The 13,443-nt window shown below is 62.7% G+C and carries 14 protein-coding genes; 6 read left to right on the top strand and 8 right to left on the bottom strand.

What is annotated here, in order from left to right; all coding sequences use genetic code 11:
• Positions 1-15 precede the first annotated feature (15 nt).
• The 8 genes from ACFDR9_RS00700 to ACFDR9_RS00665 form a co-directional block, all read right to left on the bottom strand.
• Positions 16-582: a hypothetical protein gene (locus tag ACFDR9_RS00700; RefSeq protein WP_017875645.1), complete on the bottom strand. Its 567-nt coding sequence runs from the start codon at positions 580-582 to the stop codon at positions 16-18.
• A 163-nt stretch (positions 583-745) separates the two neighbouring features.
• Positions 746-1,450 carry a DNA alkylation repair protein gene (locus tag ACFDR9_RS00695; protein ID WP_017875644.1) on the bottom strand — a complete coding sequence of 235 codons (705 nt, stop codon included), beginning with the start codon at positions 1,448-1,450 and terminating at the stop codon, positions 746-748.
• A 94-nt stretch (positions 1,451-1,544) separates the two neighbouring features.
• Positions 1,545-2,321 (bottom strand): peptidyl-prolyl cis-trans isomerase, encoded by a 777-nt coding sequence (locus ACFDR9_RS00690; RefSeq protein WP_026132634.1) that lies wholly within the window; start codon positions 2,319-2,321, stop codon positions 1,545-1,547.
• 104 nt (positions 2,322-2,425) lie between these two features.
• Positions 2,426-3,205, bottom strand: a complete 780-nt coding sequence (locus ACFDR9_RS00685) for a peptidyl-prolyl cis-trans isomerase (RefSeq protein WP_026132633.1) — start codon at positions 3,203-3,205, stop codon at positions 2,426-2,428.
• A gap of 122 nt (positions 3,206-3,327) precedes the next feature.
• Positions 3,328-3,606 carry a BolA family transcriptional regulator gene (locus ACFDR9_RS00680; protein WP_017875641.1) on the bottom strand — a complete coding sequence of 93 codons (279 nt, stop codon included), beginning with the start codon at positions 3,604-3,606 and terminating at the stop codon, positions 3,328-3,330.
• A complete protein-coding gene (locus ACFDR9_RS00675; protein ID WP_017875640.1) occupies positions 3,603-4,235 on the bottom strand; it encodes a septation protein A in 633 nt (210 codons plus the stop codon). Before ACFDR9_RS00675 ends, ACFDR9_RS00680 begins: the two co-directional genes overlap by 4 nt.
• 9 nt (positions 4,236-4,244) lie before the next feature.
• A complete protein-coding gene (gene msrB, locus ACFDR9_RS00670) occupies positions 4,245-4,649 on the bottom strand; it encodes a peptide-methionine (R)-S-oxide reductase MsrB (protein WP_017875639.1) in 405 nt (134 codons plus the stop codon).
• 10 nt (positions 4,650-4,659) lie between these two features.
• Positions 4,660-6,102, bottom strand: a complete 1,443-nt coding sequence (locus ACFDR9_RS00665) for a protein adenylyltransferase SelO (RefSeq protein WP_409029812.1) — start codon at positions 6,100-6,102, stop codon at positions 4,660-4,662.
• Between the two features lie 375 nt (positions 6,103-6,477).
• Here ACFDR9_RS00665 and ACFDR9_RS00660 point away from each other — a divergent pair, with 375 nt between their 5' ends.
• The 6 genes from ACFDR9_RS00660 to ACFDR9_RS00635 all read left to right on the top strand — a co-directional run bounded on the left by ACFDR9_RS00660 (position 6,478) and on the right by ACFDR9_RS00635 (position 13,326).
• A complete protein-coding gene (locus ACFDR9_RS00660) occupies positions 6,478-8,130 on the top strand; it encodes a 3-(methylthio)propionyl-CoA ligase (RefSeq protein WP_026132631.1) in 1,653 nt (550 codons plus the stop codon).
• Positions 8,131-8,215: 85 nt separating this feature from the next.
• Positions 8,216-9,463, top strand: coding sequence for a branched-chain amino acid ABC transporter substrate-binding protein (locus tag ACFDR9_RS00655; protein ID WP_409029729.1), 1,248 nt, complete (start codon positions 8,216-8,218; stop codon positions 9,461-9,463).
• A gap of 167 nt (positions 9,464-9,630) precedes the next feature.
• Positions 9,631-10,575 (top strand): branched-chain amino acid ABC transporter permease, encoded by a 945-nt coding sequence (locus tag ACFDR9_RS00650; RefSeq protein ID WP_409029728.1) that lies wholly within the window; start codon positions 9,631-9,633, stop codon positions 10,573-10,575.
• Entirely contained in the window at positions 10,572-11,864 is a 1,293-nt protein-coding gene (locus ACFDR9_RS00645) for a branched-chain amino acid ABC transporter permease (protein ID WP_409029727.1), read from the top strand. Before ACFDR9_RS00650 ends, ACFDR9_RS00645 begins: the two co-directional genes overlap by 4 nt.
• Positions 11,861-12,625, top strand: a complete 765-nt coding sequence (locus ACFDR9_RS00640; RefSeq protein ID WP_409029726.1) for an ABC transporter ATP-binding protein — start codon at positions 11,861-11,863, stop codon at positions 12,623-12,625. Before ACFDR9_RS00645 ends, ACFDR9_RS00640 begins: the two co-directional genes overlap by 4 nt.
• Positions 12,622-13,326, top strand: coding sequence for an ABC transporter ATP-binding protein (locus tag ACFDR9_RS00635; protein ID WP_409029725.1), 705 nt, complete (start codon positions 12,622-12,624; stop codon positions 13,324-13,326). The genes ACFDR9_RS00640 and ACFDR9_RS00635 overlap by 4 nt, the downstream gene beginning before the upstream one ends.
• Positions 13,327-13,443 lie beyond the last annotated feature (117 nt).

Genomic DNA, 13,443 nt, shown 5'->3' with positions numbered 1-13,443 from the left:
ACGCGGCGGGATCGGCTAGTGGAGCGGCGGCCACGGACCGTCGACGACGTCGCGCAGGCGGTCGAGGTCGAGTTCCGGCAGTTCGGCGATGATAAGCGGCCACGGGTCGATTTCGAAGATGTCGACGGCGGCGTTGCACACCGGCAGCCGCAGCAGCACACCTCCCGAGACCACGCGTTTGAGCACAGTACCGTTGACGACGCAGAGCCGGCCTATCCAACGGCGCCAGATTTCCGGCCCGACCTGGAAGATCAGCGGCGCCAGGCGCTCCAGGTTCGGCCGCACCGCCACATGCCGGTCGATGCCGCCGCGGCGCAGCAACTCGCCGGCCTCGACGAATTCCTTGTCCACCTCGGGGCCGAGCACCACGCGCACCGATTGCGCTTCGTTGCCGACGGGGATGGTGAACTTGGCGCGCCCCTCCTGGTCGAGCGTCTGCATGTCGAGCAGCGCGCCGCCTTGGCTGAAGGCATAGGCGACGACGGTGGGCAGGTCGTCCGGGCGTTCGGCGCATTCCGCCCTGACCTCGAGCGCAATCGTGCGCCCGTCGTTTCGTGACTCCTCGTTCTTGCTCGTGGCCATGGCCGCTCCTCGGTTGTCGGTATAGGAGGTCCAAAATATGCCGTTGAGTAGTGGAGCGCCACAAGCGATCTCAAGAAAAGAATGATTATTTGCTTCCGATTGATCTGGCTCAGCCTTGTCCCCGAACCAGGGCCGTTGCCGGCGGTCCGCTAACGCCAAGACGTCATGCGGGCAATTCCCTATGCCGCGTGAGGTGTTTTTCCGCTTCGCGATAGCTCAGCGCCGCCAAGCGCCCGTGCGCTGCGTCGAGGAAGCGGCGCACCGCTTGCGGGTCGTGCCAGGCATGGTCGCGCAAGGCCCAGCCGACCGCTTTTTGAATGAAGAATTCCTTTTCCGGCGCCAGCGCCAGCGCGTAGGCGAAGAGCCGCTGGGCGTCGGTGGCCTCGTGCCAGCCGAGCTGGTGCAGCATGGCGATGCGCCGTACCCACAGGCTCGGATGCGCCAGCGCGGCGTCCATGCACGCGTGGGCGTCGCGCCCGTGGCGTTTTTCGGCCAGCAGCACGTCGCCGACGATCGCCGCCAGGCCGTCGACGCTGTCCCACCACGGGCGCCGCTGGGCCAGCGCAAGCAGGTCGCCGATGTGCTGCGCGCCCAGCGTTTTCCAATGCATCGCCAACAGGTCGATGGCGACGTAATGGTACTCGCGCTGCGGCAGTTCCCACAGTGCGCCGGCGTACGCGAACAGGGTGTCGGCGTCGGCGGGCTTGAGCGCGCGCAGCAGGGACCGCGCGGCCACGCGCCGCTGTGGCGTGGGCACGCCGAGGAAGTCGAACTGCTCGCGCATGTAGGCGCGCATCGGCGCGGCGCGCCCGACGTCGGCCACCGCCGCCAGGGCCGCTTGCAGCGCTGGCAAAAACGTGCTGTCCATATTGTCTATCCGATCACGATTGGCGCGGCGGCGGGGGGTGCTGGCGCACGAAAAAAAAGCGTCCCGAGGGACGCTTTTTCGATTCCAGTAATGATTACTGGATTTTTGCTTTTTTCAGCAAATCTTCGCGCAAAGCGGCAACCTTCTTCTGTTGCAGCGCTTCGCCGATCTGGCCTTTGACTTCTTCCAACGACGGCACTTTGGCCGGGCGGGAGTCTTCCAGTTTGATGACGTGGAAACCGAACTGCGTCTGCACCGGGGTCTGGGTGAACTCGCCTTTTTTCAGGGCCACCATGGCGTCCGAGAAGGGTTTGACGAAGGAACCCGGGTTGGCCCAGTCCAGGTCGCCGCCGTTGGCGGCAGAACCGTCTTTCGATACCTTGGCCAGTTCTTCGAACTTGCCGCCGGCTTTCAGCTTGGTGATCAAGTCTTTGGCTTCCGCTTCGGTCGCGACCAGGATGTGGCGGGCGTGGTATTCCTTGTCGCCAACCTGGGACTTGTACTTGTCGTACTCAGCCTTGATGTCGGCGTCTTTGACCGGGTTCTTCTTGACGTGGTCGGCCAGCATCGCGTTGATGATGATGCTCTGGCGGGTGTTTTCAAGCTGCGCCTTGACTTCAGGGCGGGTACCGTAGCCTTGTTTGTCGGCTTCCTGGATCAGCACTTCGCGGCCGATCAGGTCGCGCTTGATGGCTTCGCGCAATTGCGGCGAATCGGTTTGCTTACCCTGGGCGACAACTTGCTTGACCAATTGATCGACGCGGGCGGCCGGAATGGCCTTGCCGTTGACGGTGGCGACGTTTTGCGCAAAAGCGGGGATTGCTACAATGGCGAGTAGGGCTAACAACAGGCGGGCTGGTTTCAAAATCATCATCACATCCTTAAAAAAACAAGAGATCGCCCTGCCGGGCAGTACAGATTCTTACACACGCAACAGTATGCCGGCGCCGCGTCGGGCGCCGGACGGGCACATCTTTACTGCACTTTGGCTTTCTTGACCATTTCTTCCTGGAACGCTTGCAGCTTCTTCTGTTGCAGCGCTTCGGTGATCTGTGGCTTGACTTCTTCCAGCGTCGGCAATTTCGCGGCGCGGGTGTCGTCCAGTTTGATCACGTGGAAACCGTTCGGCGTTTGCACCGGGGTATCGGTAACCTGGCCTTTTTGCAGGCCGACGAAGGCGTCCGAGAACACTTTCGGGAACGACGACGGGGCTGCCCAGTCGAGGTCGCCGCCATTGCTGGCCGAGCCGGTGTCTTTCGACGCTTTGGCCAGCTCTTCAAACTTGGCGCCGCCCTTCAGTTTGGCGATGACGTCTTTCGCTTCGGCTTCGGTGGCCGTCAGGATGTGGCGCACATGGTATTCCTTGTCGCCGGACTGGGCCACGAAACGATCGTATTCGGCCTTTACTTCAGCGTCGCTGACCGGATTCTTTTTGACGAAATCACCGACCAGGGCGTTGATGATGATGGCTTGGCGCGCGTTCTCGATCTGTTGCTTGACGGCGGCGTCTTTGCCGAAGCCTTGCTTTTCCGATTCCTGCATCAGCACTTCGCGGCCGATCAAGTCTTTCTTGATCAACTCGCGCAATTGCGGCGAATCAGCTTGCTGGCCTTGCGCCACAACTTGCTTAACGACCGCGTCAACGCGCGACGACGGGATAGGCTTGCCGTTAACCACAGCAATGTTTTGCGCCAGAACAGGTACGGCGACAACGGCGAGAAGTGCGATCAGCAAGCGGGCTGGCTTAAAAGTCATTATTAAATCCTGTTAGGGAAAAGTTCGTGAAAGAGTGCGTTGAAAAAAAATTCAATCGTCCAGCGTCTGTTTCGTTCAATGTATCAATAATATTGACACAGCTCAATTCCAACCATGGTCGCTCAGACTTCGGATGGCGCCAAGGCGATTATCGACAATGCGTGAATCTCCACATGCATCATATCGTGCACGGAATCATACACGAGTCGATGGCGCATGACGAGTCTGACCCCCTCAAATTGAGCTGAAACAATGCGTAAATTGTAATGCCCGCCGCCGGAAGCGGCCCCGGCGTGCCCGGCGTGGCTGGCCGAATCGTCCTCCAGCACGCATTCCAGCGGCGCCAGCGCCGTGTCAATGCGCGCGCGGATGCGTTCGAGGCGGTCGTCGGCGGCGCTCATGCGTCCTCCTCCTGGATGTACTTGGACAGGAACAAGGTCTGGGCGATGATAAAGACGAAGAAGATGCCGGTGGTGCCGAAAGCTTTGAAACTCACCCAGGCGCTCAGGTCGTCCTTGAAGACGACAAAGGCGACAAACAGGTTGAGCGCGCCGATGGCAATGAAAAACACCGCCCAGACCATCAACAGTTTCTGCCAAATCGCGTCGGGCAGCTTGATCTGCGTTTCCATCGTTTTGCGCATCAGGTTCTTGTTGAAGAACACTTGGCCGACCACCAGGGCGAGACCGAACAGCCAGTAGATCAGCGTCGGCTTCCATTTGATAAAACTGTCGTCATGGAAATAAATGCCGGCGCCGCCAAACACCACGAAGACGAACAGCGACAACCACAGCATGCCGGGAACCGGTTGCTTGCGCGCCAGCAAATAGGCGACCTGCATAAACGTGGCGAGAATGCCGACCAGCGTGGCGAGCATAATCGGCGCCTGCGCCGGCGCGACCACGCCGCCCGAGATAATACCGGACAGATATTGGGATACCAGCGCGTGCGCGGCCTCTTCGTTGCCGCCGGCCCATTTATAAGCGCCGAAAAACAGGAAGAGCGGGAAGTAATCGAACAGAAATTTCATCGTATTCTTTTAAACAGGTTGGGGGTCAAAGCGCAGCGACGCCGAATTAATGCAATAGCGCAGCCCGGTCGGCGCCGGGCCGTCCGGGAACACGTGGCCCAAATGGGCGTCGCACACCGCGCAAACGATTTCGGTGCGCAGCATACCATGGCTGCGGTCGACAATTTCGGTGACGTTGGCCGGATCTAGCGCCTTGAAATAACTGGGCCAGCCGCAACCGGAGTCGAACTTGGCGTCGGAGGCGAACAGCGGCGTGTTGCAGCAGACGCAGGTATAAATGCCGTGCTCGTGGTGGTCCCAGTACGTGCCGGTGAAGGCGCGCTCGGTGGCGGCGTGGCGCGTCACCTCGTATTGCATCGAATCGAGCATGGCGCGCCATTCGGCGTCGGTTTTCCGTACTTTATTGGTCGTCATAATATCGGTCTCAGGAGGAACAACTAACTTCAAGATGGCTGGCCCAGTCCGGCGGCAGCGCGGCGTATTGCTCGTGTTCAGGCTGCTCGTCGAACGGGCGCTCCAGTACTGACAGCAGGCGCGTCACTTCAGTAAAGTCCTTTTGCTGCGCTTTTTCAATGGCCACCTGCGCCAGATAATTGCGTAATACGTACTTTGGATTGACCAGGTTCATCGCCGTCCGGCGCGCGCCGTCGGCGCTGTCCTCCTGGCGCAGGCGCTGGCGGTACTGGCCGGCCCAGGCGTCGAAGCCGGGCCGGTCGATGAACAGGTCGCGCAGCGGCGCGTCGGCGCCGGCTTGCTCCAGTTGCAGGTCGCCCAGGCGGCGGAAGAACAGCGTGAAATCGACGTGGTTGGCCTGCATCAGCGCGAACAGCGCGTCGAACAGCGCGGCGTCGTCCGCCAGCGCGCTGCGCAGGCCCAGCTTGGCGTGCCACAGCTCGTCCATTTTGGCGGCGTAGGCTGGCTGGTACACGTCCAGCGCCTGCTGCGCCGCGGCGACCTCTCCGATCAGCGGCAGCAGCGCCTGGCCCAGCGCGTAGCAGTTCCAGTGGCCGATTTCCGGCTGCATCGCGTACGCGTAGCGGCCCTGCTGGTCGGTGTGGTTGCAGATGTGCTTGGCGTCGAAGGCTTCCATGAAGCCGAACGGGCCGTAGTCCAGCGTCAGGCCGAGGATAGACATATTGTCGGTGTTCATGACGCCGTGCATGAAGCCGACCGCCTGCCAGTGGGCGATCATGTGGGCGGTGCGGCGCGACACTTCGGCCAGCAGCGCCTGGTAGGGATTGGCCTGTTGGCGCAGCTCCGGGTAGAAGCCGTCGATGACGTAGTCGGCGAGGATTTTCAACTCTTCCGGTTTCTCGTGGTAAAACCAGTGCTCGAAGGAGCCGAAGCGCACGAAGGTCGGCGCCATGCGCGTCACCACGGCGGCGCTTTCAACCGTCTCGCGCATCACGCCCTGGTCGGAGCCGGTCACGGCGAGCGCGCGCGAGGTCGGGATGCCGAGCCCGGCCATGGCTTCGGAGCAAAGAAATTCGCGGATCGACGAGCGCAGCACGGCGCGGCCGTCGCCCATGCGCGAGTACGGCGTGGCGCCGGCGCCCTTCAATTGCAATTCAAGCGGGCCGTTCGCGGTGGCGATGTCGCCCAGCAAAATGGCGCGGCCGTCGCCGAGTTGGCCCGCCCAGACGCCGAACTGGTGGCCGGAATACACCGCCGCCAGCGGCAGCGCGCTGCGCGGCACGCGGTTGCCGGTCAGCGTGGCGACGAAATCCTCATTGGCGAGCGTGGCCGGGTCCAGCCCGAGCAGCGCCGCCGCCGGCGCGCTAACGGCGACCAGGTAGGGGGCCGGAAGGGGCGTCGGCATCAGGCGCGTGAAGAACGCGGGCGGCAACGTGGCAAATGAGTTGCCCAGTGGGAGAGTGTCGGCAGTAATAGCGATTCCGTTCGATCTATGTTGTTGCGCACCTATGGGGCGCAGGGGTAGGATGGATTTTACCGCACCGGGCGATTTTATTCGCGGGTAGGGCGTTTCGACGTGTTCGTTACAAATGCTCACTAACATGCTCACTAACAATAAGTGAATAGGGGCGCATTTTTTACACGCCCGGAACGTCTGCATTCAAGCAAGGGCGCGACCCCGGCTCTTTGGCGCTGGTTTTTGCTTGATGTCGCGGCACTCGGCGAGCGGCTATGCGACTTGCTGCGCCGCAGCATCGAAATGCGTTGACTGTTTTAGCACGGTCGTACGAAACTGAATGTTAAATTTGACAAACTTGCGGGAGATTAGATGTCGTCTTATCCACAAAGCCCCTTGATGGGCCAGATGATGAGCCAGCCTTTGCTCATTTCCAGCATTATCGAATTCGTCGCGCGCCACTATGGCGGCAACGAGATCGTCTCGCGCCGGATCGAAGGCGATCTGCACCGTTACACCTACCGCGAATGCCACCAGCGCGCGCGCCGGCTGGCCAACGCGCTGCAAGGCTTGGGCGTGCGCATCGGCGACCGCGTCGCCACGCTGGCCTGGAACGGCTACCGCCATCTGGAAGCCTATTACGCCGTGTCCGGCTCGGGCGCGGTGTTGCACACGATCAATCCGCGCCTGTTCCCGGAGCAGATCGCCTATATCAGCAACCACGCCGAAGACCAGTGCCTGCTGTTCGACCTGACGTTCCTGCCGGCGGTCGAGGCCATCGCCGCGCAGTGCCAGACCATCAAGTATTACATTTTGATGTGCGACCGCGACCGCATGCCGGCAGACAGCAAGATTGCCAATTTGTTGTGCTACGAGGACTTGATCGACAGCCATTCCGACCAGTACGAGTGGCCGCTGTTCGACGAGAACTCGGCCGCCACGCTGTGCTACACTTCGGGCACGACCGGCAATCCGAAGGGCGCGCTGTATTCGCACCGCTCGACGGTGCTGCACGCCTACGGCGCGGCGATGCCGAACGCCCTCAACGTGTCCTCGGCCGACACCGTGTTGCCGGTGGTGCCGATGTTCCACGTCAACGCCTGGGGCTTGCCGTACTCGGTGCCGCTGTCGGGCGCAAAGATGGTATTCCCCGGCGCCGCGCTGGACGGCAAGTCGCTTTACGAGCTGTTCGAGAGCGAGAAGGTGACGTTCTCGGCGGGCGTGCCGACCGTCTGGTTGGGCCTGATGAACTACGCGCTGCAAAACAAGTTGAGGTTTTCGACCTTCCGCCGCACCGTCATCGGCGGCGCGGCCTGTCCGCCGGCGATGATGGACACGCTCATCGACGAGTTCGGTATCGAGGTTATCCACGCCTGGGGCATGACCGAAATGTCGCCGCTGGGCACCGCCGGCGGCTTGCAGGTCAAGCACCTGGCCTTGCCGAAGGACGAGCAGCGCAAGATTTTGCAGAAGCAGGGCCACGCGATCTACGGCGTCGACATGAAAATCGTCGACGACGACGGCAAGGAGTTGCCGTGGGACGGCGTCAGCTACGGCCACTTGCTGGTCAAGGGGCCGTGGATCATTTCGCGCTATTTCAAGGACGAGGGCGGCGACGTGCTGCAGGACGGCTGGTTCCCGACCGGCGACGTGGCCACCATCGACGCCGACGGCTACATGCACATCACCGACCGCAGCAAGGACGTCATCAAGTCCGGCGGCGAGTGGATCGGCACCATCGACCTGGAGAACCTGGCGATGGGCCACCCGGCCGTGCTGCAGGCGGCCTGCATCGGCGTCGCGCATCCGAAATGGGACGAGCGTCCCTTGTTATTAGTGGTCAGGCGCCCCGGCCAGGAACTGAGCCGCGAGGAGATGCTGCGCTTCTTCGAGGGCAAGATCGCCAAGTGGTGGACGCCGGACGACGTGCTGTTCATCGACGCTTTGCCGATGGGGGCGACCGGCAAGATCCAGAAAAACAAACTGCGCGAGCAATTCAAGGGGCACCGGTTGCCAACCGCGTAAGGCAAACGCTTTTTACCCGATGTAGAGGTAAAAGTAGCAGTACCGACCGCAGGATAGCGGATCACTAAAAAAAAGGATGGAGACTATGACAAAACGCGCGTGCGCAGTAGCTGTTTCTCTCGCATTTCTCGGGGCGCCGTTCGCGCTGCCGACCGCCTCGGCCGATACCGTGAAAATCGCCTTCATCGATCCACTGTCCGGGCCGTTCGCGCCGGTCGGGCAAAATCAGCTGAAGAGTTTCCAGCTGAGCGCCGAGATGGCCAACAGCGCCGGGCTGGCCGGCGCGCACCAGATCCAGGTCGCCGGTTTCGACAACAAGGGCAGCCCGCAGGAGTCGCTGACCCAGTTGAAAACCGTCATTGACCAGGGCTACCGCTATGTCACGCAGGGCAACGGTTCCGGCGTCGGCCTGGCCCTGCTCGACGCGATCAACAAGCACAACGAGCGCAACCCCGGCAAGGAAGTGGTGTATCTGAACTACGCCGCGATCGATCCCGACATGACCAACGGCAAATGCAGCTTCTGGCATTTCCGCTTCGACGCCAACTCCGACATGAAGATGGAGGCGCTCACCAGCTTCATGGCGCCCGACAAGTCGATCAAGAGCGTCTACATCATCGGCCAGAACTACGCCTTCGGCCAGGCCGTCAGCCGCGCCGCCAAGGAATACCTGGGACGCAAGCGGCCCGACATCAAAATCGCCGGCGACGACCTGCATCCGATCGGCCAGGTGAAGGACTTTTCCCCGTACATCGCCAAAATCAAAGCCTCCGGCGCCGACACCGTCATCACCGGCAACTGGGGCGCCGACCTGGCGCTGCTGATCCGCGCCGCCAAGGACGCCGACCTGAAGGCCAACTTTTACACGTATTACGCCACCACCACCGGCGTGCCGACGGCGATGGGGGCGGCCGGCGCCGACCGCGTGAAGATCATCGGCAACTGGCTGGCCAACAACGAAACCTTCAACGGCAAGGAAGTGGTCGAGGCGTTCAAGAAGAAATACAACGACGACTTCTACGCGGCGCAGCCCTACGTCATCGTCGCCATGCTGTCGAAGGCGATCAAGGAGGGCAAGTCGACCGACCCCGTCAAGGTTGCCTTCGCGCTGGAGGGATTGAAGTTGCAAAGCCTGAACGGCGGCGTCATGATGGCCAAGCAAGACCACCAGTTGCAGCAGAACCTGTACATCGCCACCTGGATGAAGACCAACGGCAAGGACGTCAAGTACGACCAGGAAAACACCGGCTACGGCTGGCGGCTCGACAAACGCATCGACGCGTATGTCGCCAACCAGCCGACCTCGTGCCAGATGAAACGGCCCAGCCTGTAAGCGAGGGCGCCGGCAGCGTTGAAAATCAAGCCTAGGCACAGCGCCGGGGTCGGACCTTCTCGCCTTGGCGCGACGGTTTGCCCCCGGGGTGACCGCCTTGGTTTTGATTGCCTCAACGCCGAAGCCGCTCGCGCATTGATCTATTTTCTACTCGGATCGGCCTTCCAATGGAATTCATCCTGTTTACCCTGCTCAACGGGGTCAGCTATGGACTGCTGCTGTTCATGCTGTCCTCCGGCCTGACCCTGATTTTCAGCATGATGGGCGTGCTTAACTTCGCCCACGCCAGCTTCTATATGTTGGGCGCGTATCTGGCCCATACTATCAGCGCCAGCATCGGCTTCTGGCCGGCGCTGGTGCTGGCCCCGTGCGCGGTCGGCCTGCTCGGCGCGCTGGTCGAACGCTACGGCTTGCGCCCGCTGCACAAGTACGGCCACATCCCCGAGTTGCTATTCACCTTCGGCCTGTCCTATCTGGTGGTCGAACTGGTGCAACTGATATGGGGCCGCGCCGCGGTTGCCTATCCGATACCGAAAGAGCTGGACGGCCCGCTGTTCACGCTGTTTTCCACCAGCTTTCCGATCTACCGCGGCTTCATGATGCTGGTCGCGCTGGCGATGTTGGCGTCGATCTGGCTGGTGCTCACGCGCACCCGCGCCGGCCTGGTGATCCAGGCGGCGCTGACGCATCCCGAAGCGGCCGAGGCGCTCGGCCACAACGTGCCGCGGCTGTTCATGTGGGTGTTCGGCGGCGGCTGCGCGCTGGCCGGTCTTGCCGGCGTCATCGGCGGCAACGCCTTCGTCACCGAGCCGGCCATGGCGGCCACGGTCGGCAGCATCATTTTCGTGGTGGTGGTGGTCGGCGGCATGGGGTCGCTGGCCGGCGCCTTCCTCGCCTCGCTGCTGATCGGCGTGCTGCAAACCTACGCCGTGGCGCTCGACTATTCGCTGCTGAGCCTGCTCAAGCTGCTGGGCGCCGCGCCGGGTCCGGCCACGCCCGGCTACGCGGTGCTGAAGGTGACGATCGCCCAAAGCGCCGCCATCCTGCCGTACCTGCTGTTGGTGCTGGTGCTGATATTTCGTCCGAAGGGTTTGATGGGGACACGCGAATGAAAACGCTCAGCTCGATTAGTTTTGCGCCGATGAACCTGCCGCGTTACCTGGTCTGGGGCGGCTACGCGCTGGCCCTGGCCGTGGCGCCGCTGCTGTTCAGCAAGGGAGGCGCGCTGTCCCTGCTGTGCCAGATGGGCACCATGATGCTACTCGGCCTGTCCTATAACATGCTGCTGGGGCAGGGCGGCATGTTGTCGTTCGGCCACGCGGTGTACGCCGGGCTCGGCGCGTTCTGCGCGATCCACGCGATGAACCTGACGGCGGCCGGCGGCCCGGGCCTGCCGACCAGCCTGATTCCGCTGCTCGGCGGCGTCGCCGGCATGTTCTTCGGCATGCTGTTCGGCTACGTGACGACCAAGAAGTCCGGCACCACCTTCGCCATGATCACGCTCGGCCTGGTGGAACTGGTGTTCGCCGCCTCGCTGATGTTCCCCGACTTTTTCGGCGGCGAGGGCGGCGTCACCACCAACCGCGTCATCGGCGCGCCGGTGCTGGGCATCAGCTACGGCCCGCAGATCCAGGTGTACTACCTAATCGCGTTCTGGTTGTTCCTGGGCACCGTCGCCATGTTCGCCTTCACGCACACGCCGCTGGGGCGCATGCTCAACGCGGTGCGCGACAATCCCGAGCGGGTCGGCTTCATCGGTTACGACACCCAGTGGGTGCGTTACCTGACCTTGATCCTGTCGTCCTTCTTCGCCGGCGTCGCCGGCGGCCTGTCGGCGATCAACTTCGAGATCGTTAGCGCCGAGAACGTCAGCGCGGCGCGTTCCGGCGCCATCCTGCTATTCACCTTCATCGGCGGCATCGGCTTCTTCTTCGGGCCGCTGCTGGGCGCCATCGTCGGCGTGCTGTTCTCGGTGCTGCTGTCGGACTTCAGCCACGCCTGGCAACTCTACCTGGGCCTGTTTTTCATCGTCATGGTGCGCTACGCCCCGGCCGGACTGGCCAGCCTGCTGCTGATGCTGGTGCGGGTGGCCTCGGCCGGCCGGTTCGGCCTGGTCGGGCCGCGCCTGCTGGGCTTGGTGGCGGTGACGCTGGCCGGCGTGCTCGGCTTGGTGGCCGGCATCGAAATGCTCTACCACCTGACGCTGGAATCGGCCAACGGCAGCGTCATGCCGCTGTTCGGCTTCCAGCCGGACACCCGGGCGGCGCTGCCGTGGCTGGTCGCCGGCGCCCTGCTGCTGTTCGGCGTGCTGGGCTACCGCCGCCTGCAGCCGGGTTTTTACACGCTCTGGAGCGACGTCAACGCCGATATTTCGGCGCAACAGAAAGGGGCAGGCCGATGAGCGCGCCATACGCACTGGAATTGCGCGACGTGCGCAAGAGTTTCGGCAAATCCGACATCATCCGCGGCGCTAACCTGGCCGTGGCCAAGGGCGAGCGCGTGGCCGTGATCGGCCCCAACGGCGCCGGCAAATCAACGCTGTTCAACCTGGTATCGGGACGGTTTCCGATCAGCGGCGGCGACATCGTGCTCAACGGCGCCAGCATCAGCCGGCTCAAAACGTATCAAATCAACCGGCTGGGGCTGGCGCGCAGCTTCCAGATCAGCAACCTGTTCGACAAGCTGACGGTGTACGAAAACCTGCGCTGCGCGGTACTGTGGTCGCTCGGCTACCGCTATTCGTTCTGGCAGCGCTTGAACGGCCTGCGCGACGCCCACGAACGCGCCGAGCAAGTACTCGAAGAGATCGGCCTGCAACGCCAGCGCGGCGTGCCGGCCGGCGTGCTGACCTACGCCGAGCAGCGCGCGCTGGAAATCGGCATCACCATCGCCGGCGGCGCCGACGTCATCCTGCTCGACGAACCGACCGCCGGCATGAGCCGCTCCGAGTCCGACGCCGCCGTCGAGCTGATCCGCAAAGTCAGCGTCGGCAAGACGCTGCTGATGGTCGAGCACGACATGAGCGTGGTCTTCGGCCTGGCCGACAGAATCGCCGTGCTGGTGTATGGCGAAGTGATCGCCTGCGACACGCCGGCCAACATCCGCGCCAACGCGGCGGTGCAGGCCGCCTACCTGGGCGGCGACACGGAGCATGCGGCATGAGCGCGATCCTCGATATTCAAAATTTGCACGCCTACTACGGCAAAAGCCACGTCTTGCACGGCGTCGACCTGCAGGTCGGCCGGGGCGAAATCGTCAGCCTGCTGGGACGCAACGGCGTCGGCCGCTCGACGCTGGTGAAGGCGGCGATGGGGCAGGTGACGGCGAGCGGCGCGGTGCGCTTCAAGGGCGAGGACATCCTCGGCCTGAAGGCGTTCCAGATCGCCCACAGGGGATTGGGTTACGTACCGGAAAATCGCGACATCTTCCCGACGCTGACGGTCGAACAAAACCTGATTCTAGGGCGCAAGAAGAATGTGCAGTCGGGGCGTTGGAGCCTGGACGATATGTACCGGATGTTCCCGCGCCTGCAGGAACGGCGCCAGGTGGCCGCCGGGGTATTATCGGGTGGCGAGCAGCAGATGCTGACCTTGTGCCGCACGCTGATGGGCGACCCGGATTTGATCATGATCGACGAGCCGACCGAGGGGCTGGCGCCGAAGATCGTCGCGCTGGTGGCGCACTATCTGCTGGCGCTGAAGGAGCGCGGCGTGTCGGTCTTGCTGGTGGAGCAGAAACTGGCGATCGCGCTGGACATTTCGCAGCGCGTCTACGTGATGGGCCGCGGCGCCATGGTGTTCGAGGGCACGCCGGAACAATTGCGCGCCGACGCGGGCGTGCGCAGGGAGTGGCTGGAGGTGTAGGGCGCAGCGCACGCATCCCCGCCGTTGAATTTGCGGGATATCAACATTAACGCCCCCCGTAAATAAATAATACGACCGTGCTTTTTGCGGTATAGTGAGACACTGCGTTTACCGAAT

The sequence above is a fragment of the Janthinobacterium sp. CG_23.3 genome (assembly GCF_046115965.1).
GTDB lineage: Bacteria > Pseudomonadota > Gammaproteobacteria > Burkholderiales > Burkholderiaceae_D > Janthinobacterium.
This window is presented reverse-complemented; position numbering and strand designations above follow the sequence as displayed.